Raw genomic sequence first — 22,874 nt, forward strand, 5'->3', positions numbered from 1 at the left:
CCATCTGTACATCAATGGTCCGCTTCCGCCGTTTGCGCCGCAACGGATTTTCGCTTCTAGGTCGCTGTGCAAACGCTGTATGGATATCGCCGAGTGGCCTCGCGCGTGGATGCCGAACGCGGAGTGAATCCCGCCCGAGTTGCGGTGCGCAGCCGCCTTTTAGCCCAGGCCCGGAACGATGTCGCCGAGGCTGAAGGTGACCGGCTGTTCAAGTTGCTCGTAAGTGCACGAGCGTGGGTCGCGGTCGGGGCGCCACCGGCTGAATTGGGCGGTGTGGCGGAATCGTCGACCTTCCATGTGGTCGTAGCGGACCTCGATGACCCGCTCGGGCCGCAGCGGGACGAAGGAGAGATCCTTGCCGGCGTTCCACCGGGAGGTTTCGTTCTTCCGCGGGGTGCGCTCACCGGCTTCGTGCGCGGCCCAGTTCCACGGGTGGTCATCGAAGCTGGTGACGAGCGGCTGCAGCTCGGTGAACAGCCGGCGCCGTTCGGCCATCGGAAATGCGCCGATCACGCCGACCGATGCGAGCTGGCCTGCGGAAGGGCCTGAGTCCTGGTACAGGCCGAGCAGTAGCGACCCGATGGTGTCGCCGCCCGACTTGTGCACCCGATAGCCCGCCACCACACAGTCGGCTGTCCGCTCATGCTTGATCTTGAACATGACGCGCTTGTCCGGTTGATAGGTGACGGTCAGCGGCTTGGCGATGACGCCGTCGAGACCGGCCCCCTCGAATTCCTCGAACCATTTCTGTGCGGTGTGCAGATCGGTGGTCGCCGGCGTGACATGAAATGCGGGCCCGGAATCGGCCAGCGCCCGGACAAGCACGGCGCGCCGCTCGCTGAACGGCTGCCGGGTGTAGTCGTCGTCGCCGAGGGCGAGCAAGTCGAACGCGATGAAGGAAGCTGGCGTCTTCTCGGCGAGCATCCGCACCCGCGAATCGGCCGGGTGAATGCGTTGTTGCAGCGCATCGAAGTCCAAGCCGTGATCGGTGGCGATCACGATCTCACCGTCGATCACGCAGCGCTGCGGCAACTCGGCCTGGGCCGCCGCGACCAACTCGGGGAAGTAGCGGGTCATCGGCCGCTCGTTGCGGCTCCCCAGTTCGACCCGATCGCCGTCGCGGAAGCAAATGGACCGGAATCCATCCCACTTGGGCTCATAGGAGGCGTCCGGGGGTATTGATCGCACCGACTTGGCCAGCATCGGCGAAACGGGCGGCATGACAGGCAAGTCCATTGGTTCATTCTGACGCGCGGCGTGCTGGAATCGATTCATGGCTGCGGCAGCTGAAGAGCTCGACGTCGACGGCGTCTCGGTGCGGCTCTCCAATCCGGACAAGGTGTATTTCCCGAAGCTCGGATCGAAGGGCACCAAGCGACGACTCGTCGAGTACTACCTCGCGGTGGCGGGCGGCCCGATGCTGGACGCACTGCGCAACCGGCCCACCCACCTGCAGCGCTTTCCGGACGGCATCGACGGCGAGGAGATTTACCAGAAGCGGATACCGCAGCATCATCCCGACTACCTGGAGACGTGTCGGGTCACCTTCCCGTCGGGACGGACCGCCGACGCGCTGATGGTGACTCACCCCGCGGCCATCGTCTGGGCGGCGCAGATGGGCACGGTCACGCTGCATCCGTGGCAGGTGCGCTGCCCCGACACCGAGCATCCCGACGAGCTGCGCATCGATCTGGATCCGCAACCCGGTGTCGGGTTCGAGCAGGCGCGCTCCGTTGCGGTCGACGTGCTGCGCCCGTTGCTCGACGAGCTCGGCCTCGTGGGCTACCCCAAGACTTCCGGGGGACGCGGGATTCACGTGTTCCTCCGGATCGCCACCGACTGGGATTTCATCGCCGTGCGCCGGGCGGGCATCGCGCTGGCGCGCGAGGTCGAACGTCGCGCGCCGAACGAGGTGACCACGTCGTGGTGGAAAGAGGAACGCGGCGAGCGCATCTTCATCGACTTCAACCAAAACGCCCGCGACCGCACCATGGCGTCGCCGTACTCGGTGCGACGCACTCCGATCGCGACCGTGTCGATGCCGTTGACGTGGGACGAGTTAGCCAGCGCCGAGCCCGACGATTACACGATGGCGACGGTGCCCGGCCTGGTGTCGGGCCGCGAAGACCCATGGGCCGGCATCGATGAGGTGACTCAGTCGATTGCGCCGCTGTTGCATATGGTCGAAGCCGACGAAGAGCGAGGGCTCGGCGATATGCCCTATCCGCCGAATTACCCCAAAATGCCCGGCGAACCGAAACGAGTGCAGCCGAGTCGGAATAGGGATCTGAACAGCAAGAATAATTCTGATTGACGCCGGGTCCTGCTTAGCACGGCAGGGACTCCCCTGATAACCTAGGCCATGATGTCCGCGCCTGAGTCCCTGGAATCCCTGGCCGAGAGCTTCCGCCGGGTCCTGTACATCGAAGGCAAGGCCGACCGCACCCTGGTGCTCTACGGGCAGTCGGTCCGCTACTTCAGTGCTTGGCTTACCGCGCAGGGCCAGCCCACCGACTTGACCTCACTAATCCGCGACAACGTGGTGGGCTGGCTGGAGTCGCTGCGAGGCCGCAAGCTCTCCGATGGCACCGTCCTAACCCGCTGGCGCGGCCTGCGCCGGTTCGTCAACTGGCTGCTCGCCGAAGGCATCATCCGCACCGACCCGCTGGCCGGACTCACCGTGGACAAACCAGAACCGCCACCGGTGCCTGTGCTGTCCGACCAGGAGCTGACCGCTCTGGTGGGGGCTTGCAAGGGCCGCACGTTCAAGGACCTGCGCGACACGGTGATGATCCGTCTGCTACTCGACGCCGGATTGCGCGTGTCGGAATTGACGGGTATCGATCTCAAGCACATTGATCTGGACACCGGAACTGTTCAGGTGACCGGGAAGGGACAGCGGGTCCGGGCAGCCTACTTCGGGGCCAGGACAGCGGTGGCGCTCGACCGGTATCTGCGGGCGCGCCGTGGCCACCGCTACGTCGAAGACCCGGCGCTGCTGCTGGGGGAGCGGGGCCGATTTACCACGGACGGCGTACGTGAACGGCTCAAGGTGCGCGCCGCCTTGGCCGGGCTCGATCCCGCGACCGTACATCCCCATAGATTCCGCCACACCCACGCGCATGACTTCCTCCTGGCCGGAGGTCAGGAGCGCGACCTCAAGCGGTTAATGGGATGGAAGTCAGATGCGATGCTCGAACGCTACGGGGCCTCGGCCGCTGATCACCGAGCCCAAGAGGCCGCCCGACGACTTCGCCGGGGAGACCGGATCTAAGGCGTAAGTTCCGGACGATGGGCTTGCGACTCAGATAGGATGGTCTTGCGGAAAGCCCGCAGGAGACACACACACGAGTAGAAAGTGTGTCTTCGACATGGGCAGACTCACCCCAGCGGAGCGCAGCGAACGCGCCCGCATTGCCGCTCATGCCCGCTGGGCCACCGAGCCCGACCGGCTCGCTGCCACGGCTCCGGGCCTGCGGGCCATCTGGGAAAAGTTTGAACGCGAGGCCGACCCAGCGGGTCTGCTCGCGTCCTCAGAGCGCACCAAACGCGCGGAGAACCTGCGCAAAGCGCACCTGGCTCGCATCCGGCTGAAAGCATCCCGGAAAGCTCAGCAGCGCCGGGAAGCGGCTGCCCAGTTACGGGCAGGGGGTGGTGGGAATGAGACTCCCTGAAGTCGGCCCCCGGGTCACCACTCCCAGGGGAACCGACGCAAACACCAGCAGCATCCAAACCACTGATAGGCCTCACCCTACCGAGGACTGGCGAGCGGATGTAGCGCTTCCCGACGCCGCGCAGGCACCGATTCCCGCCGTGATCGCAGGAATCTGCGACCCGTTTGCGGCTCTCCCCTATGGATGTACCTGCGGCGCCCGCTGGGCAGGTCTGAAAACCTGCCATTGCACCGCCTGCCACTACACGTTCAGCACGGTCACGGCATTCGACAAACACCGTGTGGGCTCCCACGCCGATGACTGCCGTCATTGCGTGGACCCGGCCAGGGACGGACTCGTCGACGCGGGCCGCCTCTATCAGTGCTGGGCGCAGGCCCGACGCGGCCACGGTGCGCAAGCGCGCGGGGGTGATGTCGATGACTGAGACGAAAGAGACGGGCGGCCCAGGACCGGCTGAATAACGGGGTGGGGCCGCAGAAGTACCCTTCGAGCAAGTCCAGCAATGACCACCGCGACGACGTCGGGCGTATCGGCGGACTGCGGCTACAGCCAGGGCATTAGCGCCGCGCGGCGACGAGAAGTGCTGCGCGAGTTCGGCGCCCGGCTGTCCGACCATCGGGGATTAAGAGGGTGTGGTCGCAAGATCAGGAAGGGCCGGGTCGGATCGCCCACCGAGATCTTGGAGGTGACCAAATCGTGTCGCTGCAAGTGGCTGTGCCCAACCTGTGGCTATACCGCCTGGCGCAAGGAAGCAGCCAAGCTGAAGCGTCGACTACGTCGTTGGACGGCCCATGGCGGGGCGGTGGCACTGCTTACGCTTACCCAATCCCACTGCCACAGCGATGGTCTGGCTCAGCTGTGGTCGCGGCTGGACGCCGGTTGGGCAGCGCTGGTCACAGGATCAGGCTGGACAGCCGACAAAAAAGTCCACGGTGTCCGTGGGTACGTTCGCATCACCGAGGTCGTACGTAGCCCAGTTACAGGCTGGCACGTCCACTTTCACGTCCTCCTGTTTTTGGAGCAGGAACTGGATCCGCCCCGGCTAAATGGGCTGAGAACTTCCACTGCCAAGAGGTTCGCCCATGGCGTTGCTCACCGCGGAGGCCATGCGGCGGTAGATCGTCAGGACCTTCAACCGATGAAGCCCGGCACCGAGGGTGCCCTGGCGGCCTACTGCTTCAAGGGAACCACGCTGAAGGCCTCGACCGACGGCTCCCGGACTCCCATGGACATCCTCGACCATCTAGAAACCACGGGCGAGGGCCTGACACTGTGGGATGACTTCACCACCGTCGTCTTAGCCAAAAGGCGCATGCAGGTCATCGCCTCCGCCCGCATCGATGACCTGTACCCACGACCGCCCCACAAATCTTGTTAGACAGGGAACTAATCCAACTAACCGCTGCTCAATGCTCGATTCCGCCTTGACGGGTAGCCTCCTCGATCCAGAGCATTATCGTGAGGGCTGTGGATCGTGATCACGCCGAGGGACTGCAGTATCACGCGCTGCCCGTCGATGATCCTCAACATGCGCTGAACATTCTGCGTGAAGCCGCTGGGCTGGAACCGCTTCGGAGAGACGCTGACCAATGATTGCTGATCTGCCCAGTCGGCCTATTCCTGGACCTGAACTCGATGCAGCTGTCGCCCACTATCTAGACAGGCTGCGAGCTGAGGGAAAGCTTGACCGTTTCGTGCGCCGGGAACCACGCTGCCGGACCTGCCAAGATGACAGTGTTTGTCTCTTGGTCAACAAGCTGCTGGCGTACAAGCCGATGGGTCTGAGCATCGCCGATATTGTGCGCATCCTGGAGCCGGTCAACGAGGGACGCAGCAAGAACAAGCGCGTCACCTACGACAGCGTGTGGGTACATTCTCGGCGCCACTACGACATCCAGACACCAGCAGCGGCAATCTGGACGGGGATCAAGTTTGATCGGGCCCTGAGGAATGCTCTGGGCGGTGTTAGGACTACTGCTTAACTTATAGGTCTGCTATTGAATAGCTACAAAAAAGATCTACTAAGTACGAAGGAATCGATCCGCGAGCTAATTTTTCCCAGACATCTTTCACCTCGCGCCGGATGCCCTGTTCGAGGTCATCTTGACCCAGGTTTGACCCGCGATTGCAGCACTGCGAGGATCGGCCCGCACCTAGATGATGCTGAGGGGGCGACGCGCACTGGCCGACCGGGTGCGCGCCACGGTGACTGCGTAAGGACATCCGCGAGCGGTACGTGACTCAGTGGGTGACTAGTTTGGCGCGCGCGTTGGAGTGGGGCTTTCGCTACCGACCGCACCCGGGGCGCTGAGCCCGGGCGTCCCAACACCGCTGGTATCTGATCAGATCGCGGCCAAGCGGTCGACACTCATCTTCATGGTGTGTCCCCCTTCCAAAACCGGCGCCCCTGAATTGGAACGCCGGGAACTAAAAACCTGCTAATTACCCGGTGAGTTACCGGGAGTGATGGTGAATCCGAACTGCGCCAAAGGCTCTAGCGAGGCTCCGGTCCTGTCAGTCGGATCAACAACGAGCACCGTGTCTCCGTTATCGGCCACTAGGGTCGCCCAAGCGAATGGGTGGTCCTTCGCCCCTGGGTCCTCCTTTATCCAGCCAACATTCGCCCGTGAGTACACCTCGATCCATATTGGACGGGGCAGCGACGAGGCATTTGAAAAGCAATACCCATCACGATCTGCGTGAGGAAACAAGGTCCCACGCCCAAACCGGAGAGTGCCTGGCTTGCACACGGCCGCGTACCACTGGTCCGAAGTCGAGGGCGCTGGCGCAGACGTGGTCACTCCACCAGTGATGTTAGTGCCCGATCCGTGTAGCCCGATGACCAGGACCGCCAACGTCACGACCGCCAGCAGTGCAATCGCCACGAGGGCGATCACCTTTGCCGGATTCCGGCGCCGAGATGGCGGCGGGGGAACCGGCGGCCGATAAACCGGCGCGCACATCGGGCGCTGAGGTGGGTAGTACGGGTCGTAGGTCATCGCGCGTCACTCCCTGGGCGACTTTGGACGTCGCCGGTCGAGGGGCAAGTGCTAGTTGCGTGCCCCCACCTTGCGCTGGCTCGCGATCGACCGACAGGGGACTTCGGCCTTGGCCGGGGAGCCTAAGTGCCTGAATGAGGCGGCCACATGGCCTGCACTCAGCTTGGGAAGGACTGCATCTCCCGTCGCGTGTGCGCTTCGGAAAGATGAAGACATGAGCCAATCGCCGCGTCCAAGAAGAACGGCGTCCCCGTGAGGTGCATATCGCTGAGATTCACTCCGAACAGGTGGAGCGCAACGCCGCTCTGCGGAAGATCAGCTAGGCCTACATCGCGCCGTTGCGGCTCGCTGCCCGGTATGCGGCTGGAATCACCCACAATCGCCAATCGGCCCTGGCGCGATCCTGGGGCGAGTGCCGAATGTACGTTGCGGCACCGGACTCTAGTCAGCTCAACCGCCCCGACGTCGACGACTTTGATGACGGCGATCAGCCGATTCAAGCTTCTTCAAGTCTTGCGAAGCAGGCCGGTCACTCCGGCGAGCAAGAGTGCCGCCAATGCCCATGACGCGAGCTTGAGTGCTGGCAAGCCCAACACAAGCACAAGGGTGGCATCCGGGTTGACAGCCCAATCGCGGACAGGCGAGGCTGCGGGTGCAAGGACAGTGTTCACTGCGAAGTTCAATGAGTTCATGCATGGGTACTGGGGGTGAATTTCACACGGTGTCTCGGCTGTCACTGGCCGCCAACGATGAGCTTGACCACAACCCGGATCCTTCGAATCACGACAACCGAAGAACTCGCTCACCGCCGCTTCAGCGGCGGCTGTGTCAGTCGGGACGATGTCTTCACGGTTTATCGACACCATTCCCAGTCCCACGGCAACAACGACGATCAGCCACGGGATTGTCCAGAGAGGGTAGTAACCGTTGCCAACCAGAACGCGATACATCCAACGAAGGAACTTTGTCGGCAACGGCGATTGGCGCGTGACCTCGTTGGCGGCTGAATAGCGCAGTCGCCGGGCACCGCCGGGGTCGCCAGTGGCTTCATATACATCGGCAAGAGCGTTCCAGGGTTGAGCAAGGTTTTGATCGGCCTTGTCACTCGTTTCGGCCAAGTCGGAGGAGCCATCGTATGCGGGCCCACTCCACCAGCCAATGCTTTGCGGACTGGTTTTCAGCCAGGCGCTGGCAGCGCGCCAGTCATCCCGGAGTGCTCCATTGACGTACCGGATCGCCCAACCTGTGGCGATTACCGGGCTCGGCGGATCACCAATTGTGATGAGATCGCCAATTTCCGCACGATGGAGAGACAGAAAGCCATCGAACTTGCGCAGCTCTAGAAAGTTGAGCCTGCCAACCTTCGCGGACGACAGAACTAAAGCGCCGCGCTTTGGGTTACGCAAGCTCGCCTCGTCAAAGCTAAGCGCTCCGCCGATCTCTACCCCTTGAGCGCTGACTCCGCCGAACGCAGTGAAACCCTTGTCGGCGACTACACTTCCGATGATCTTCGCCCCGTCGAGGCGCAGCGCTGTACGAGCCGTGTCGTCGTAGTAGTAGCCACGGTTGTCCAATACGGCAGAACTCAAGCTCAGCAGACCCCGTATCTCTGTGCCTTTTCCACGAATCTCACCTTCGGACCGGAAGCCGTTGTCCACATAAACATTTCCATTGATCTCGGCAGAGTCGAGGATCAATGCGAAACCATTTTTGTTCGTCAAGGTGGCTTTCCGAAGGATCAACTGTCCGCCGATCTTCGCGCCAAGCGCACGGACGACGCCCTCCGCGACGAAGTCATTGTCGGCGACTACGTTTCCGGATACTTCGGCGCGGTCCAAACTCAATGCCTCGCCGTCACAGTTACGCAGGATGGCCCCACGGAGATTCAGCGTTCCGTCGATCCGAGCGCCAATTGCGTGGACTTTGCCTTCAGCATGAAACCTGCGGACATTGCCTTCAGCATCCAACTCGTTGCTTGCGACCAGGTCGTCGCCGATCTCGGCACCGTCGAGGCTCAACGCATTGCCCTTGCGGTTGCGGAGGTTGGCCCCACTCAAATTCAGTTGAGCACCAAGCTTCGCCCCAAGCGCACGAACCTCGCCCTCCACACTGAAGCCCTCATCGGCGAAGACGCCTCCATCAACGACAGCGCCATCTAGATTCAGCGCCGTGCCAAACTCAGCCACCGCGCCGTCACCTGGGCTGCTTTCCGCAGGTAGCGGTGCATCATGGTCGGCCACCGGCGCGTCACCTCCGGTGCTATCGGGAGTTGTTGGCGACGCCGGTGCTTTGGTATTACGCAGGGTGGCTCCACTCAGGACCAGTTGTCCGCCCACATGGACGCCTAGCGCGCGAACCTCCCCGTCGACTGTAAAGCCTTCATCGCCGACCACATCGTCGGTAATTTTGGCACCTTCCAAGTTCAGCGCTGGTCCTTTCAAATTGCATAGCTTCGCGGCGCTCATCTTTAGTGACCCGTCGATCCTGGCGCGGACCGCACGAACCTCACCTTCGGCACTGAAGCACCGCAGTTCGAGGTCGCCAAACCGTGCCCCTTCGGCGTCCAGCGCTAGTTTCGATGCGCAGTCGACAAGACGAAGAGAGTGTGGAAAGTTCACAAAGGCGAGATCAATGCGTTCATCGAACCTCGCCGCCCTGATGTACAGTCCGCGCGCATCAACGCGACAGTTAGGATCGACGAGTACTTCACGCAGCGCTCGTGACGGAACAGCGCGCTCGACACCCCAATTCGCTGCCTCGGTCGGGTCGACTTCTTCACCCGGAGCTAAGTCGAGTGGCTCACCCGTTTCGGCTGCACCTCGCAACCGACCAACCCACTGGTCAAAGCTGATCAATGCCGCCTCTTCGCTAGTCATAGGCAAATAGTCGTGCATGAATGGCGAACTGCACTGTGGCCACGCCGAACTTCACGCATCGCCCGGAGCGTGCGGGTCCGGGCGGCCAGGTCCGAAACTGTCGACCCACCGCCGCTTCCCACTGTGTCCGCCTGTCTCGAAAACGATGGGTTGATGCGACACCGGCAACCCAGCAGCGACGGCCTCGCAACCTCTCGTAGCGGATCGTGCGGCGTCTTGAAAACATGTCTCAAAACCGAGTAGTATCAAAACCTGAACTACGGCGGGATTATGAGACAGGAGCAGGCTTGGCAGTCATCGGGTACGCACGGGTAAGCACCATCGACCAGAACCCTCAATTGCAACTCGATGCGTTGCAAGACGCCGGAGCGGTGCGCATCTTCAACGACCAAGGAGTCAGTGGGTCAACCGCGTCGCGGCCCGGACTCGAAGCCTGTCTCGATCACCTCCGGGAGGGCGACGTCCTCACCGTCTGGAAGTTGGACCGGCTTGGACGTAACACCCGCCATGTCCTTGCCGTCGTCGACGAACTCGTGACACGCGGCATTGGATTTCGAAGCATCACCGAAGGACTGCACACCGAGGGCGCGATGGGCAAGGCGATGCTCACCATCATGGCCGCCTTCGCGCAGTTGGAACGCGACACGATGATCGAGCGGACCCGCGCCGGACTTGCCGCCGCCGCCGCCAACGGACGCAAGGGTGGACGCCCGCGCAAGGTCGACGACGCCGCTGCCAGAAAAGCGCGCGGCTTGCGGGACAAGGGGATCACCGCCACCGACATCGCGAAGATGTTGGGCGTCTCCCGTGCCACCGTGTACCGCTACCTCGCCGCATAGACCAGCGAGTTGGAGTTGGCGACGCGCCTCGACTCCGACTCTGCGGTCGGTGTCAGTCACAGCCGCGTCGCCCCCACCGACTAGTAGAACCACTTTCCCTAGGTCACCGGGCGTCTAAACCGTTACGGCGAACAGCTCCGCTTGCTGGAGTACCAGCTCGATTGCTTTTTCTTCATGATCGGGCGGGTAGTCGTATTTGGCTAGGAGGCGACGCACTTTCGAGCGCATGGCGGCCTTGACACTGTCCTTGAGGTTCCAGTCGATGGTCGCGTTGGATCGCACCGCCTGCACCAGTTCGTGGGTCATCTTCTTCAGGGTGGCATCGCCCATCTCCAGCACGGCGGAGTCGTTCTGGACGATGGCGTCGTAGAAGGCGATCTCGTCTTCGCGTATCCCGAGTTCCTGAGGGCGCTTGTGGTCGTCGCGCATCTCCTTGGCCAGCTTGACCAACTCGGCGATGATCTCGGCGGTGGACAGCGACCGGTTGGTGTAGCGGTTGACCGCCTCCTCAAGCTGCTCGGAGAATCGGCGGGCCTGGACGATGTTCGTGCGCCGCACCGTCTTGATCTCGTCGTTGATGAGTCGGCGCAGCAAGCCCATCTGGAGGTTGGGTTTGTCCTTGTCGGCCAGGGAGTCCAGGAACTCGTCGGTCAGGACCGACAACTCAGGGGTCTCGACACCGGCCAGTTTGTAGATGTCGACCACCTCGTCGGCGGTGACGGCCTCGTTGACGAGTTGGCCGATAGCGGTGTCGATCTCCACCTGGCTGGAGCCGGGGGTGGTGGCCGGGTTCTGGATTTTCAAGATTGCCGAGCGCACCCCGATGAACAGCCGGATGTCGTCGCGGATGGCGTCGGCCTCATCCCGCGCCCCGCAGAGGGCGAAGGCTTTAGCCAGGGCGAGCACCTGGTCGACGAACCTCTCGGTGCGGTCGGGGTCGGACATCACGAAGTCCACAACGATCGCGTGCTGGGTCAGCCGCTCGGCGGCGGTCAGGTCCGGAGAACTGTCGTAGTCGCAGCCGCGCAGTAGCCCGGTGATGATGTCGTGCTTCTCCAGCATCGCCGCGACAATGTCCTCGATCGGCACACCGGCCTGGTCCCGGTCCGACGGCGAGTACTCGGCCAGGGCATTCTTGAGGTTGCCGAACACCCCGATGTAGTCGACGATCAGCCCGCCGGGCTTGTCCCGGAACCGGCGGTTGACTCGCGCGATGGCCTGCATCAGCCCAGCACCCTGCATCGTCTTGTCCAGGTACATGGTGTGCAGCGACGGGGCGTCGAACCCTGTCAGCCACATATCCCGGACGATCACCAACTCCAGCGGATCGTCGGGGTTCTTGGCGCGGGCCTTGAGGTCCTTGCGCACGTCCTTGGAGTAGACGTGGCGCTGGAACTCCGGGGGGTCGTCAGTGGACCCGGTCATGACGACCTTGATCTTGCCCACTGCCGGGTCGTCGGAGTCCCAGCCCGGGCGCAGCGCCACGATCTTCTCGTAGAGGCGCACGGCGATGCGCCGCGACATCACCACGATCATTCCCTTGCCGAATAACGCTTCCCGGCGTTTCTCCCAGTGCTGCACGATGTCGGCGGCGATGAGGTCCAGCCGCGCCTCGGCCCCGACGATTGCCTCCAGCCGCGACCACCGCGACTTGGCCTTGGCAGCCTCGGACTCCTCGACCCGCTCGGTGATCTGGTCGGCAGCAGCATCCAGCTCGGCGTAGTCCTCGGGGCTGAGTTCCACCTTCGCCAGCCGGGACTCGTAGAAAATCCTGACCGTCGCCCCATCCTCCACCGCGCGGGTCAGGTCGTAGACATCGACGTAGTCGCCGAACACCGCACGGGTGGACTTGTCTGCGGACTCGATCGGGGTGCCGGTGAAGCCCAGGAATGTGGCACCGGGCAGCGCGTCGCGCAGATGCTGCGCCAGACCGGCCTTCAGGCGGCCCTCGCTGTCGAGGGTCTCCCCGAATCCGTACTGGCTGCGGTGGGCCTCATCGGCTACCACCACGACGTTGCGCCGGTCGGTCAGCACCGGGTTGCGGTCGTTGTCCTCGCCGGGCCGGAACTTCTGCAAGGTGGTGAAAATGATCCCGCCCGAGACCCGGCGCAGCAGGGTGCGCAGTTCGGCGCGGTTGTCGGCTTGTTCGGGGTTCTCCGGGAGGATCGTGGCCGGGGCGAAGACCTCTCCGAACAACTGGTCGTCCAGGTCGTTGCGGTCGGTGATGAAAACCAGCGTCGGGTTGGTCATGCGGGGGTCGCGCATGACCTTGGCGGCGTAGAACACCATCTCCAAGCTCTTGCCCGACCCCTGGGTGTGCCACACCACCCCGCCGCGCCGGTCACCGTCCGGTGAAGCGGCCACAACGGTGGACTCCACGGCGGCGTTGACCGCCCAGTATTGGTGGTACTTGGCGACCCGCTTGATCAGCGCCCGCGACCGCTGCCCGTTGGAGTCGGTGACGGTCTCGTCGCTGAACACGATGAAGTTGCGGACGATGTCGAGGAATCTTTGCTGGTCGAACACTCCCTTGATGAGGACCTCCAGGGCCGGGCGGTCGGTCACCACCTCGCGGCCCTCGATGGTCTTCCAAGGCGCATAATGCTCGAATCCACCGGTGAAAGAACTCATCGCCGCGCTGGTGCCATCCGAGATCACGGTGACGGCGTTCGCGGTACACACCGACGGGATGTCGGAGCGGTAGTTCTGGATCTTGGTGTAGGCCTTCTTCAGCGTGGCGGCCTCGGCGGCGAGGTTCTTCAACTCAATCAAGCCGAGCGGCAGGCCGTTGACGAACACCAGCACATCGGGCCGCCGGTTCTTGCCGCCCTCGGTGATGGTGTATTGATTGACCGCCAACCAGTCATTGTTGGCCGGGTCCTCGAAGTCGACCAGCCACACACTGGTCGTGCGCACCGAGCCGTCGGTAGCCCGGTACTGCACCGGCACACCCTCGGTCAGCAGCTTGTGCACGCGGGCGTTTTCGTCGACGAGGCTCTGCGACTCCGCGCGCTCCAGCCGCTTGATCGCGGCGTCGATCAGGCCGGCATCAATGCCGGGATTGATTCGCCGGGCAGCTTCCCGCAGCCGTCCGTACAGGTAGACCTGCTCGAAAGAGACACGTTCCGAGTTCGGCTCTCCCGGAGCCAGATTGGGGCCATGCGCCCGCTCATACCCGAGCTGGGCGAACCACTCAAGAGCGGCGTCCTCGATCACCGACTCGTCAAGTGCAGTCACGCTCCGACCTCCACCAAAGCCTTCTCAGCGGCGGGCACAAGAATCCTTCCGGAGAGTAGCCCTGGGAGTAAGACATCTCGAAGGTCGGCCAGAACCTCTTCCTCTTTACGAAAACTCCAAGCTCTGTTCTCAAGAGCAATCAGTAAGTTTTCCAGCTCGTGCTCAATAGCCTTCGGGGGCAACTCGACAACAAGCTGGCCGAGCCGGGTCGGGCTGAGCTCAGTTTGTCCAGTACTTCCTGTCGACATGCCTTCGATGTCGGTCTCCCGCGTAAACAACAGGTACGCCAAGACCGCTGGGCTCAGCTTGGTCGGATCAGGCTTGACAATCGAGACGTGGCTGTCTGCGAAGACATTCCCCGAGTGCCACCGTCCGACTCGTCCGAGGGTCCCTGCCCCTGTGGAGTTCACCAGAACGTCGCCGCTGCAGACCTTCTTGACTGATGGTATTTCTCGCTCAAGCATTCGCCGGGCAGGTTCAATTGATACCCAGTTGTCGCGCACACACCTCTGATTGAGAACCAGCGGCGCTAATGCGTCACCATCGGCATATTTCGGCGTAACGCCGCGCGAGATGGACGCAGTTAGGTCGCCAAGCTCACTGCGGCGTCGTCCATCCTTCTCGAGAGCTTCAGCCAACCTGGACTTGCCAAGTTTACGAAGCAAATTCCTTGTACGTCGGTCTGATTCGATCTTGTCGTCCAGAGAGCCGAGGACCTGAGCGATAGCGCGCTGAGTTTGAAGGGGTGGGAGGGGAAGCCGAAATGACTCGATATGACCCTTGGTAACGGCGCGTCGCGATCCACCCGCGTTGAATGATTCGATATAAGGCTTGACGTCCGGATGCGTCAGAAAGGACAGGACGTAGCCAGGATCAGCTCTCGCAGGGTCGACTCGAATGATTGAGACGTGTTGATTGACGCAGGCTGGTCGTACGTTCTCTGGCACGATGCAGGCACGTCCGAAAGTGACTCCGTCACCGGTGATGTTAAGCAAAACATCACCGCGCTGAAGTTCCACGTTGCGAAGCTCTTCAGCCTGCTCGTTCGTAATGTATGCCAGACCGTCGCCGTCAAAGCGCCTATCGAACACGTTTTGGCTACGGACGAGCGCGTACTTGGAGCGCGTCGCGAGGTAGGTCTTAGATCCGCCGCGCGGGGTAGCGCCGGACCCGACCTTGGTGGTGATATCGGCGATCGTCGCCTCAGGCCAGCCTGCGACAGTCGTAATCGGACCCTTACGAGCCATATCCAAGCCCTGTCAGGTTTTTCCAAATCTCTTTCTCCAATTGCGCGCCTGCAGCGAACTCGTCTTGAAGTGCTGAAATGAGACGCTCAACTTTCTCGTCAAGGGGCTCCTCGTCGGCTTCGGCTTCCCGGGTGCCGACGTAGCGCCCTGGCGCGAGGGCGAAGTCGTGTTGCTTGACTTCGTCCAGCCTCGCCGACTTGGCGAAACCGGGTTTGTCTTCGTAGCCGCCCTCGTGGTTGCGCCAGGAGTGGTATGTCTCGGCGATCTTGGCGATGTCATCATCGGTCAGTTCGCGCAGCCGGCGGCTGACCATGCTCCCGAGTTTGCGGGCGTCGATGAACAGCACCTCGCCCGGGCGCTTGCGGTGACCGTTGCCATGCCGGTCTTTCGACACAAACCACAGGCTGACCGGGATGCCGGTGTTAAAGAACAGTTTGTCCGGCATCGCCACGATGCAGTCAACCAGATCAGCTTCGACCAGTCTGCGGCGAATCTCGCCCTCGCCGCCGGTCTTTGATGAGAGGGATCCGTTGGCGAGGACGAATCCCGCTGTTCCCCTAGGTGATAGGTGGTAGATGAAGTGCTGAACCCAAGCGAAATTGGCGTTGCCCTGTGGCGGTACCCCGTACTTCCAGCGGGGGTCGTCCGCGAGCTTGGGGTCCCACCAATCGGACACATTGAACGGGGGGTTGGCGAGCAAAAAGTCTGCGCGCAGGTCCGGGTGGAGGTCTTGGGTGAAGGAGTCCGCCGACCGCTCACCCAAGTCGGCTTCGATGCCGCGCAGGGCAGCATTCATCTTGGCCAGTTTCCACGTGGTGTCGGTGTACTCCTGGCCGTAGATCGAGATGTCGCTGCGCTTGCCGCCGTGGGCCTTCACAAACTCCGCCGACTGCACGAACATGCCGCCGGAGCCGCAGGCAGGGTCGAACACCCGGCCCTTGTACGGCTCCAGCATCTCGACAAGGGTCCGCACCACCGACCGTGGGGTGTAGAAGGCTCCGGCATCCTTGCCGGTCTCCTTGCCTGCAAACTGGCCCAGGAAGTACTCGTACACCCGGCCCAGGACGTCGTCGGAGCCGTGGTCGTCGGTCTCGGTGAACCCGATGCTGCCGATGAGATCGACTAGCTTGCCCAGCCGCCCCTTATCCAGCCCCTCGCGCCCATAGTTGCGGGGAAGTACGCCCCGGACGGAGCGGTTCTCCTTTTCGATTAGGTCCATGGCGGTGTCGATGTCCTGGCCGATACTGGGCAGCTTGGCCCGGCCCTGGACGTATTCCCACCGCGCGTCGCTTGGCACCCAGAAGACGTTGTGGCTGGCGTACTCGTCGCGATCCTCGATGAATTGCGCGCGGCGCGTCTCGTTGGGGATGAAGTCATCGGATTCTGGTTCAGACAGGGCGGCCTCGATCGCCTGGCGGCGTTCCTCGAACCGGTCGCTGATGTATTTCAAGAAGACCAAGCCGAGGACGATGTGCTTGTACTCGGACGGCTCCTGGTTGCCACGCAGGGTGTCGGCGGCCCCCCACAGCCGCTGCTCCAGCGTCTTAGTGTCAGCCTTCGGCTTCTTCTGCCTGGGCGTCTTACCGGCGTCCGAATCGCTCACAATGGGCGCTTTCCGGGGGCCGGGTGCCTTTGGGGTGACAGGTGGCTCGACACGAGGTGGACTCGACTCCTTCTTATCGTCTTCGACCCGGTCGGACGGTTCCACTTCGCCTACGGCGACGAGTTCTGCGCACACAATCTCCCTGAGCTTCTTGGAGTTATTCAGACCCCTTAGATACTCCATTTGGGCATCGCGGCCCGGCACCGACACCTTCTTGCCACGAGCTTCTCTGAGCGTGTCCACGACCCACTCACGGGAATCCTCCGAGGTCCTGAGCCAGGATTCCAACAGAGTGGGCCATGCCGCTCGGATGAACTCCTCCGTCGGACGGGCACCGTAGGCCGCTTGCAGCACGGTAGCGGGTTCCTCGTCGTGTTTGTGCACGCCTAGTAGGTCTCGGCAAAGCGCCTGCAAAAGCGATCCCGGCAGGTTGGCCCACTTGAACTTGTACTTCGGCACCGCATCCCCCCTTCGAACCGCGATTTGCGTCGGCGTCCTGGACGGCTCCACGAGCCAGTAGCGCACCCGTGTTCTCGCGAGCCTAGGTCCTCAGCAGCGAAGCGAGTGGCGATTGCCGTGTCTGTAGATCTGCGCGCGTCACTAGATTGTCCTGGCGCGAGAGCTAACGTCTGTGCATGTCCTCGGCGGACATCAAAGAAGGGGCGGTATGAGCGACAAGGGACCGTTATGAGCGCGAAGTTTGGGCACCACCCGTGGACCGTCGAAGAACTCGTCTCGGGAGTCGATAAGGGCACCATCCGGCTCCCCGACATCCAGCGACCTTTTGTATGGCCCAACGCGAAGGTGCGCGACCTGATCGACTCGATGTACCGGGGGTATCCCGTGGGCGAGTTGATGTTCTGGGCGAATAAGGACGGCGAACATACCACTGCGATTGGTGATGACCCAAAGACGCAGGAGGCGTCAATGCAGGTGGTGGACGGTCAGCAGCGTTTGACGAGCTTGTATGCCGTCCTCAAAGGGGTGGAGGTGTGGCGGGAAGACTACTCCCGCGAGGCCATCAAGTTGGCTTTCAATCCACTCACGAGTCGGTTCGAAGTACCCACGGCGGTCACCAAGAGGCAAGCCGAGTGGATCGCTGACATTGTGGGCGTATTCACGGATCCGATCGAGGCACGGCATGTATACCTTGACCGCTTGCGGGCTGACCCGAGGCACTCGGTGGACAGCACGCTGGCACGAGACGTTGAGGTGGCGATCCAGCGGCTCGCGAAGTTGCGTGATTGTTCATTCCAGGTCGTCCAGATTAAAGAAGAAGTCGCTCGCGAAACGGTCGCGGAGATCTTTGTGCGGATCAACTCCGAGGGCGTCAACCTGTCCTCAGCAGACTTCATCCTCACCTGGATGAGCGTCTTCTGGGAACAAGGTCGCAACGAACTAGAAAAGTGGGCACGTAACTCTCGTTTCACGCCTGCAGAAGTGGTTTCCATTTTGAATGAGAGGACGAGATGGACGCCGCACAACCCTTATATGTCGTTCGAGCCTGGCCAGATTCTCCGGATCGCGGTCGCTGTCGGGTTGCGACGCGCGAAGCTCCAGGACGCTTATAACGTCCTGCGTGGACGCGATCCCCGTACCCGCATCATCGACCCCGCTCGTCGTGAAGTTGAGCTGGCACGGTTGAAGGATGGGCAGGCCCATGCCACGAGAGAGCTGCACTGGGACGAGTTCTTGAAGGTCCTCGAACGGGCAGGGTTTCGCTCTAAAGACATGATCACGTCCGAAAACACCGTTCTCTACACGTATGCGTTGTGGATCATGGGGCGGATCGACTTCAAGGTCCCCATCGATGAGCTGCGTGAAGTAATGGCCTGCTGGTTCTTCATGTCTCAGATCACCGGTCGGTACACCTCCTCGCCGGAAACCCGTATGCAAGAAGACCTCAACCGGCTCGACGGAGTCGGCGCCCTAGCCGCCGAGTTCGTAAAGATCCTGAACGCGCAGATCGACGCGGCCGTACCCGACGACTGGTGGCGCATCACTCTGCCCAACAACCTAGTTACCTCGTCTACTGGTGCACCGGCCTACGTCGCATATATCGCCGCGCTGAACATCCTCGACGCCGACGTACTTCTCGCCACATCAAAGGTCAAAGACTGGATCAACCCGAACCGGCGACCGTTGAAGGGTATCGAAAAGCACCACTTGTTCCCGCGCGACTACCTGAAGAAAAAGCTCGGCCTGAAGGACAACAAGAAAATCAACCAAGTAGCAAATTTAGCGCTCGTCGAATGGTCAGACAACAACACGATCTCGGACCAGCCACCGACGGATTACTGGCCTCACGAGGTTGCCGACAAGAACATTGAAGAAGCTCGCCGTATTCGTCAGGAAGAATGGCACGCCCTTCCCGACGGGTGGACGATGCTGCCCTATGAAGAATTTCTCGACCAGCGCCGTCGCCTCATGGCGAAGGTCGTCCATGAAGGTTACAAGCGCCTGACAGATCCAAACTATGAAACCGACTTAACCCGCCCTGTAGGTCTGGCCACCTTCATCTCGCCGCTTGAGCTGCCAACATTCGAGAACCTAGTCACAACCGGCGTCATCCCACCCGGCACACTCCTAACCCCAGTAGACCCCGAGCGCAGCAACACAGTTGCCGAAGTCATGGAAGACGGGTTCATCCAAGTTGGCGAACACCTTTGCGAAACCGTGGACCGAGCCGCCCGCGAAGACCACGTCGAAGCCGGGTCGGGTTGGGAGTACTGGCAGGCACATCTAGATGGCGAGGACGAACCGGTCACTCTCGCAGAGCTACGCGAACGCGCACTCCCGACAGCGTGAGATGAATGGCCACTGGCTGTCCCACACGACGAGGCCTTAGGGCAGCGCCGTGGTGACCGCGATTGATGATTGATGTTGTGCTATCGAAGCTGTCGATCCTTGGTCGCGACCGGACCGACTGAACGGCACCTATTCCGCGATGACACATGTAGATATGAAGTGCGGTGGCAAGATTCACCACTATGGGCGATCTGACACTTCACGGCTCCGACGTGAACTCAGTGTTTGATCTACTTGGCCGAAACGAAAATGACCTGACCTCTGCGCTCGGCTTCGCCCTTGCCGCTTGTCCGCCCCTACTGAACGCCGTGCTCGGGCGGCTCGGTTCGCAACTTGGCACCCGAATGGCGGGCGACGCGAGCATCGCCTTGGAGGTACGTGACAAAAAGGGCCGTACCGACCTCGAAATACGACTCGCCGACGCCCTGGTGATCTGCGAAGCAAAACGCGGCTGGCTTCTGCCGTCGACGTCGCAACTTAGTCAGTACGCCGGTCGAGTCCGCCGTCGCGGCTCCGGAGCGTTGGTCACGCTGTCTCAAGCGTCGCACGCCTTGGCGGCCAAGCTGCCCAGCGAGGTCCTAGGCGTTCCGATCGTTCACCTTCCGTGGACAGACGTTCTCGCTGATATTTCCGACGTGCGGGCCAAGTGCCGAGGCCGAGAGCGGTTCTGGCTTGAGGAGCTGCGGAAGTACTTACTGGGGGTGGTGCGGGTGCGATCGATTGCAGACAGCTGGACCTACTGCGTGGTCCTCAATCACCAGAGGACCGGGGGCAAGCGGGACTTGACCTTCATCCAATGGGTGACTGATGCGTTGACCTATTACCATCCGTACGGCGTCAGCGGATGGCCAACGGAGCCACCGAATTTCATGGCCTTCCGGTGGGAGGGCCATGTCCGGCGAATCCACCGAGTCGAGGAAGCCGACGTAGTCCCTTCGCTGCTGGACCGCTACCCGGACCTACCCGCGAACGAACTCACGATGCGACCGCACGCCATTTACAAACTCAACAAGCGACGCCTACCTCCGCTGGAACCGATTGCCAACGGCGCGCAGTACCGGGCGATTAGGCTGTGGGTACTACTCGACCAGCTCCAGACGGCTGACACGCTCGCCGAAGCGCACAAGCGTACCCGCGAGCTGACGCAATCGGCCTAACCCGAAAAACCGATCAGTAGGGCGTCGGGATCTTGCGACTGGCGCTCGCAGCGCCACCTATGACCATGCGGCGCAATATGTCGCCCAAAAACGGTGTTGTGGCTCATGAAAGGGGGGGTCGACACGATGTCGACCCCCCCACGACCTGGGTGCGAACATAACGCTCGCAGGGACACCTCGTACCGACAGGGTTGCCGGTCCCAGGAGTTGCGTGATTTAGCCTGGGGCATCGCGGTTCTTGGTGTCAACATCGACAAGTGACATCAATTGTGGTTTGGTGCGGCGTCGACTCGCGTGCACCGGCATCCCCGTACATAGCGACTGACAGCCGCATCAGTTGGCAGAGTTCCTCGTCGACATGGGATCGTGGCCGGAAGACCTTCGCCTGCATGCGGGCACCCTTTATCTTCGGGTACTGGGGCGATGTGTTGTTTCCGGCATTGGCGCTGCCACTCGTCCAGGAGCGAGCTGATCTCGGCCTTTATTCAGATATCCCAGGGGCGGAGAGCCACAACGCGATTGCCAGCACCCTGATCCGGCAGTCATTGTCCTACCCTGCCAGACATCGAAGTGACGTCGGAATCGTGATCGGTAGCCGCGAAGGCGCTGGCATGAGAAGTGAGTTTCTGTTGTCGGTTCTCTCGTATTCTTCTTCGAGGAAAGACTGGAAACTTCGTAGCCTGTCGATGCCGGACATGTCATCAACCCTGAAAATCGCAGGAAGTGGCACAGAGGAAGTTCGTCGGTTGCTAGACCTGTGGAACAGCAGCCATGCGGCGAATACCAGCCGAGCGGTGTTTAGTGGCTTCTGTGAGGCCGTCATGGGGGGTGGAGACCAGGCATCCGGTGGGCCACCTCAGCTGGTGGGACTTCACCGTCAAGGTCCGGGCAGATCCTTTGGAATTGTGGTGGGCGATCGACGCTATCTGTCGGGGGCCGACGTGCCCACGGGGGAGTACGAACGTCTGGCCGGTGTCGACTGGTTTAACGGTCTATTCGAACGCGCGGACCCGGAGAGAAAAAAGCGGCGAATTGATGCGCAGGTTCACATTGGCCGAGGGCAGCGTAGCGGCAGGATAACTGAATAGAGTTAGGTCGGCATGGCGGACGGTCAGCATCTGGATCGTGGGTCAGGCTCGTTTACAGGCGTCGGTATATGAAGGGCCAAACAGCTGATGACGATTGGTGCGGCCTGGATACGCGCAGGGCACAGCGAGGAGCTGTGGTTCGCATCCGATAGTCGGCTATGTGGCGATGAAAACATTTGGGATGATTGCCCAAAGCTGCTGCCGCTTCCTCGCCGTGATGCCGTCGCCGGATTCTCGGGAAGCACCGCCCAGGCGTATCCCTTGCTGCTTCAGCTCGCCAACGCTATTGGTTGGTATCGCGCCGCAGCCGACGGAAGCTTGGAGTTCTTCCAGCTGCTTTCTCATCTGGAGCATGTTATTAATGCGATGATGAATAGGATTACGCCAGACCCAGCGATAACCGGTATAGTCGCGAATCGCCCGGAGTTTTCCACAAGCGGCGACACCTTGGTTATTGGTGGCTACTCTCGCGCGCAGGGACGCTTGGTGATTCGTTCATTGAGGTATCTGTCGACTCATCGAAGATGGGAATTTCATCATGTGCCATCACGCAGGAGCCTTGGCCGCGATCGAGTAATTGGAATCTACGGTGACAAGAAGTCCGTAAGCAGATTCCGTTACCTCTTCAGCCTGTTGCTTGAGGAGCGTGGGATACGTACAGGTACAACGCTGAATTTGGAGCCACTCGAAGTTCTGGCCTCAATGCTGCGGATGCCGACATCGGCTGCCCTCCGGCTACCGATGGACCGCAGGCCGATGACTATTGGTGGCGCTCCACAAGTTGTTAGGGTGCTTCCCGGGGGGCAAGCAACTGCGATGGCGGTTCAATGGGAGCAGGCTGGCAGCGTCGCAGTATATCTCCAGGGGCGGGAGACATTTCGCTATGAGAACCTCGATACTCCCCTAATTGCATTCGAGGGTCCAGGCATACATCACTACGCTCCACATCATTGGCCGGAAAGCGCAATTCGCAGCCAGGAAACCGCCGATGAGCCTACAGAATTTATTACCGAATTTGAGGAGCTCGCCGTGGAGCCGTGAGGTCTGTCGCAAGCATTCTGGGGTCGGATCACGCAGAGGCGGCGCTGCCATTATTATCGGCGGGCTGGCGGTCACCGTTTATTCACCGCCATGACCGGGGACCCGGCCGGAATTGCGGGTTACTCTCGGCGTTCGAGATAGTCAATCCGGTTGTTGCACAATGGGAAACAGGCAGTAACACGGATTGTCAGGAGTTAAGGGTCTGTAGTCCGTTGATCGCAGGCCGGAGCAGGCTGCTCCACTGACCCCACCGACATCGTCGCACCGGATCGCAAAAGCGCCGGTCGGACAACGGGGTAGGGTGC

The 22,874-nt window shown here is 61.6% G+C and carries 16 protein-coding genes; 11 read left to right on the forward strand and 5 right to left on the reverse strand.

From position 1 onward, the window contains the following. Nucleotides 1-159 precede the first annotated feature (159 nt). A complete protein-coding gene (locus ACZY0B_RS00255; RefSeq protein WP_463761931.1) occupies nucleotides 160-1,236 on the reverse strand; it encodes an ATP-dependent DNA ligase in 1,077 nt (358 codons plus the stop codon). Nucleotides 1,237-1,273: 37 nt separating this feature from the next. On the opposite strand from ACZY0B_RS00255, the gene ligD reads away from it, so the two are divergent. From ligD to ACZY0B_RS00285, 6 genes are all read left to right on the forward strand, one after another. Beyond that, nucleotides 1,274-2,314, forward strand: a complete 1,041-nt coding sequence (gene ligD, locus ACZY0B_RS00260) for a non-homologous end-joining DNA ligase (RefSeq protein WP_463761933.1) — start codon at nucleotides 1,274-1,276, stop codon at nucleotides 2,312-2,314. Between the two features lie 51 nt (nucleotides 2,315-2,365). Next, nucleotides 2,366-3,274: a tyrosine-type recombinase/integrase gene (locus ACZY0B_RS00265; protein ID WP_463761934.1), complete on the forward strand. Its 909-nt coding sequence runs from the start codon at nucleotides 2,366-2,368 to the stop codon at nucleotides 3,272-3,274. A gap of 97 nt (nucleotides 3,275-3,371) precedes the next feature. Further along, on the forward strand, nucleotides 3,372-3,674 hold the full coding sequence (locus ACZY0B_RS00270; RefSeq protein WP_463761935.1) for a hypothetical protein: 303 nt from the start codon (nucleotides 3,372-3,374) through the stop codon (nucleotides 3,672-3,674). Continuing rightward, nucleotides 3,661-4,098 (forward strand): FDXHR family putative zinc-binding protein, encoded by a 438-nt coding sequence (locus ACZY0B_RS00275; RefSeq protein WP_463761936.1) that lies wholly within the window; start codon nucleotides 3,661-3,663, stop codon nucleotides 4,096-4,098. The genes ACZY0B_RS00270 and ACZY0B_RS00275 overlap by 14 nt, the downstream gene beginning before the upstream one ends. 78 nt (nucleotides 4,099-4,176) lie before the next feature. Then, entirely contained in the window at nucleotides 4,177-5,052 is an 876-nt protein-coding gene (locus ACZY0B_RS00280; RefSeq protein WP_463761937.1) for a protein rep, read from the forward strand. A 367-nt stretch (nucleotides 5,053-5,419) separates the two neighbouring features. After that, complete coding sequence (locus ACZY0B_RS00285; protein ID WP_463761938.1) at nucleotides 5,420-5,656, forward strand: hypothetical protein; 237 nt, start codon at nucleotides 5,420-5,422, stop codon at nucleotides 5,654-5,656. Between the two features lie 1,523 nt (nucleotides 5,657-7,179). Here ACZY0B_RS00285 and ACZY0B_RS00290 read toward each other — a convergent pair. Continuing rightward, complete coding sequence (locus tag ACZY0B_RS00290) at nucleotides 7,180-9,549, reverse strand: hypothetical protein (RefSeq protein ID WP_463761939.1); 2,370 nt, start codon at nucleotides 9,547-9,549, stop codon at nucleotides 7,180-7,182. A 287-nt stretch (nucleotides 9,550-9,836) separates the two neighbouring features. On the opposite strand from ACZY0B_RS00290, the gene ACZY0B_RS00295 reads away from it, so the two are divergent. Beyond that, nucleotides 9,837-10,388: a recombinase family protein gene (locus ACZY0B_RS00295; RefSeq protein WP_463761940.1), complete on the forward strand. Its 552-nt coding sequence runs from the start codon at nucleotides 9,837-9,839 to the stop codon at nucleotides 10,386-10,388. 114 nt (nucleotides 10,389-10,502) lie between these two features. Here ACZY0B_RS00295 and ACZY0B_RS00300 read toward each other — a convergent pair whose 3' ends face one another. Genes ACZY0B_RS00300 through ACZY0B_RS00310 form a run of 3 tightly spaced genes read right to left on the reverse strand, consistent with a single transcriptional unit; the run spans nucleotide 10,503 to nucleotide 16,475 of the window. Next, complete coding sequence (locus ACZY0B_RS00300; RefSeq protein WP_463761941.1) at nucleotides 10,503-13,625, reverse strand: type I restriction endonuclease subunit R; 3,123 nt, start codon at nucleotides 13,623-13,625, stop codon at nucleotides 10,503-10,505. Beyond that, nucleotides 13,622-14,872 (reverse strand): restriction endonuclease subunit S, encoded by a 1,251-nt coding sequence (locus tag ACZY0B_RS00305; RefSeq protein WP_463761942.1) that lies wholly within the window; start codon nucleotides 14,870-14,872, stop codon nucleotides 13,622-13,624. The genes ACZY0B_RS00300 and ACZY0B_RS00305 overlap by 4 nt, the downstream gene beginning before the upstream one ends. Continuing rightward, the gene (locus ACZY0B_RS00310) at nucleotides 14,862-16,475 is read right to left on the reverse strand and encodes a class I SAM-dependent DNA methyltransferase (RefSeq protein WP_463762357.1); all 1,614 of its coding nucleotides are present in this window, start codon (nucleotides 16,473-16,475) and stop codon (nucleotides 14,862-14,864) included. The genes ACZY0B_RS00305 and ACZY0B_RS00310 overlap by 11 nt, the downstream gene beginning before the upstream one ends. A gap of 687 nt (nucleotides 16,476-17,162) precedes the next feature. Here ACZY0B_RS00310 and ACZY0B_RS00315 point away from each other — a divergent pair. The 4 genes from ACZY0B_RS00315 (at nucleotide 17,163) to ACZY0B_RS00330 (ending at nucleotide 22,569) form a co-directional block, all read left to right on the forward strand. Beyond that, the gene (locus tag ACZY0B_RS00315; protein WP_463761943.1) at nucleotides 17,163-19,283 is read left to right on the forward strand and encodes a GmrSD restriction endonuclease domain-containing protein; all 2,121 of its coding nucleotides are present in this window, start codon (nucleotides 17,163-17,165) and stop codon (nucleotides 19,281-19,283) included. Between the two features lie 221 nt (nucleotides 19,284-19,504). Beyond that, nucleotides 19,505-20,440 carry a hypothetical protein gene (locus ACZY0B_RS00320; RefSeq protein WP_463761944.1) on the forward strand — a complete coding sequence of 312 codons (936 nt, stop codon included), beginning with the start codon at nucleotides 19,505-19,507 and terminating at the stop codon, nucleotides 20,438-20,440. A gap of 389 nt (nucleotides 20,441-20,829) precedes the next feature. Continuing rightward, complete coding sequence (locus ACZY0B_RS00325) at nucleotides 20,830-21,528, forward strand: hypothetical protein (RefSeq protein ID WP_463761945.1); 699 nt, start codon at nucleotides 20,830-20,832, stop codon at nucleotides 21,526-21,528. 87 nt (nucleotides 21,529-21,615) lie between these two features. Then, nucleotides 21,616-22,569: a hypothetical protein gene (locus tag ACZY0B_RS00330; protein ID WP_463761946.1), complete on the forward strand. Its 954-nt coding sequence runs from the start codon at nucleotides 21,616-21,618 to the stop codon at nucleotides 22,567-22,569. Nucleotides 22,570-22,874 lie beyond the last annotated feature (305 nt).

The organism is Mycobacterium sp. IDUB_19 (genome assembly GCF_055419445.1).

Coding starts and splice junctions, on each gene's coding strand:
- ACZY0B_RS00255 (WP_463761931.1), bottom strand. CDS start 1,236: ATGGACTTGCCTGTCATGCCGCCCGTTTCGCCGATGCTGGCCAAGTCG.
- ligD (WP_463761933.1), top strand. CDS start 1,274: ATGGCTGCGGCAGCTGAAGAGCTCGACGTCGACGGCGTCTCGGTGCGG.
- ACZY0B_RS00265 (WP_463761934.1), top strand. CDS start 2,366: ATGTCCGCGCCTGAGTCCCTGGAATCCCTGGCCGAGAGCTTCCGCCGG.
- ACZY0B_RS00270 (WP_463761935.1), top strand. CDS start 3,372: ATGGGCAGACTCACCCCAGCGGAGCGCAGCGAACGCGCCCGCATTGCC.
- ACZY0B_RS00275 (WP_463761936.1), top strand. CDS start 3,661: ATGAGACTCCCTGAAGTCGGCCCCCGGGTCACCACTCCCAGGGGAACC.
- ACZY0B_RS00280 (WP_463761937.1), top strand. CDS start 4,177: ATGACCACCGCGACGACGTCGGGCGTATCGGCGGACTGCGGCTACAGC.
- ACZY0B_RS00290 (WP_463761939.1), bottom strand. CDS start 9,549: ATGACTAGCGAAGAGGCGGCATTGATCAGCTTTGACCAGTGGGTTGGT.
- ACZY0B_RS00305 (WP_463761942.1), bottom strand. CDS start 14,872: ATGGCTCGTAAGGGTCCGATTACGACTGTCGCAGGCTGGCCTGAGGCG.
- ACZY0B_RS00315 (WP_463761943.1), top strand. CDS start 17,163: ATGAGCGCGAAGTTTGGGCACCACCCGTGGACCGTCGAAGAACTCGTC.
- ACZY0B_RS00325 (WP_463761945.1), top strand. CDS start 20,830: ATGCGGGCACCCTTTATCTTCGGGTACTGGGGCGATGTGTTGTTTCCG.
- ACZY0B_RS00330 (WP_463761946.1), top strand. CDS start 21,616: ATGACGATTGGTGCGGCCTGGATACGCGCAGGGCACAGCGAGGAGCTG.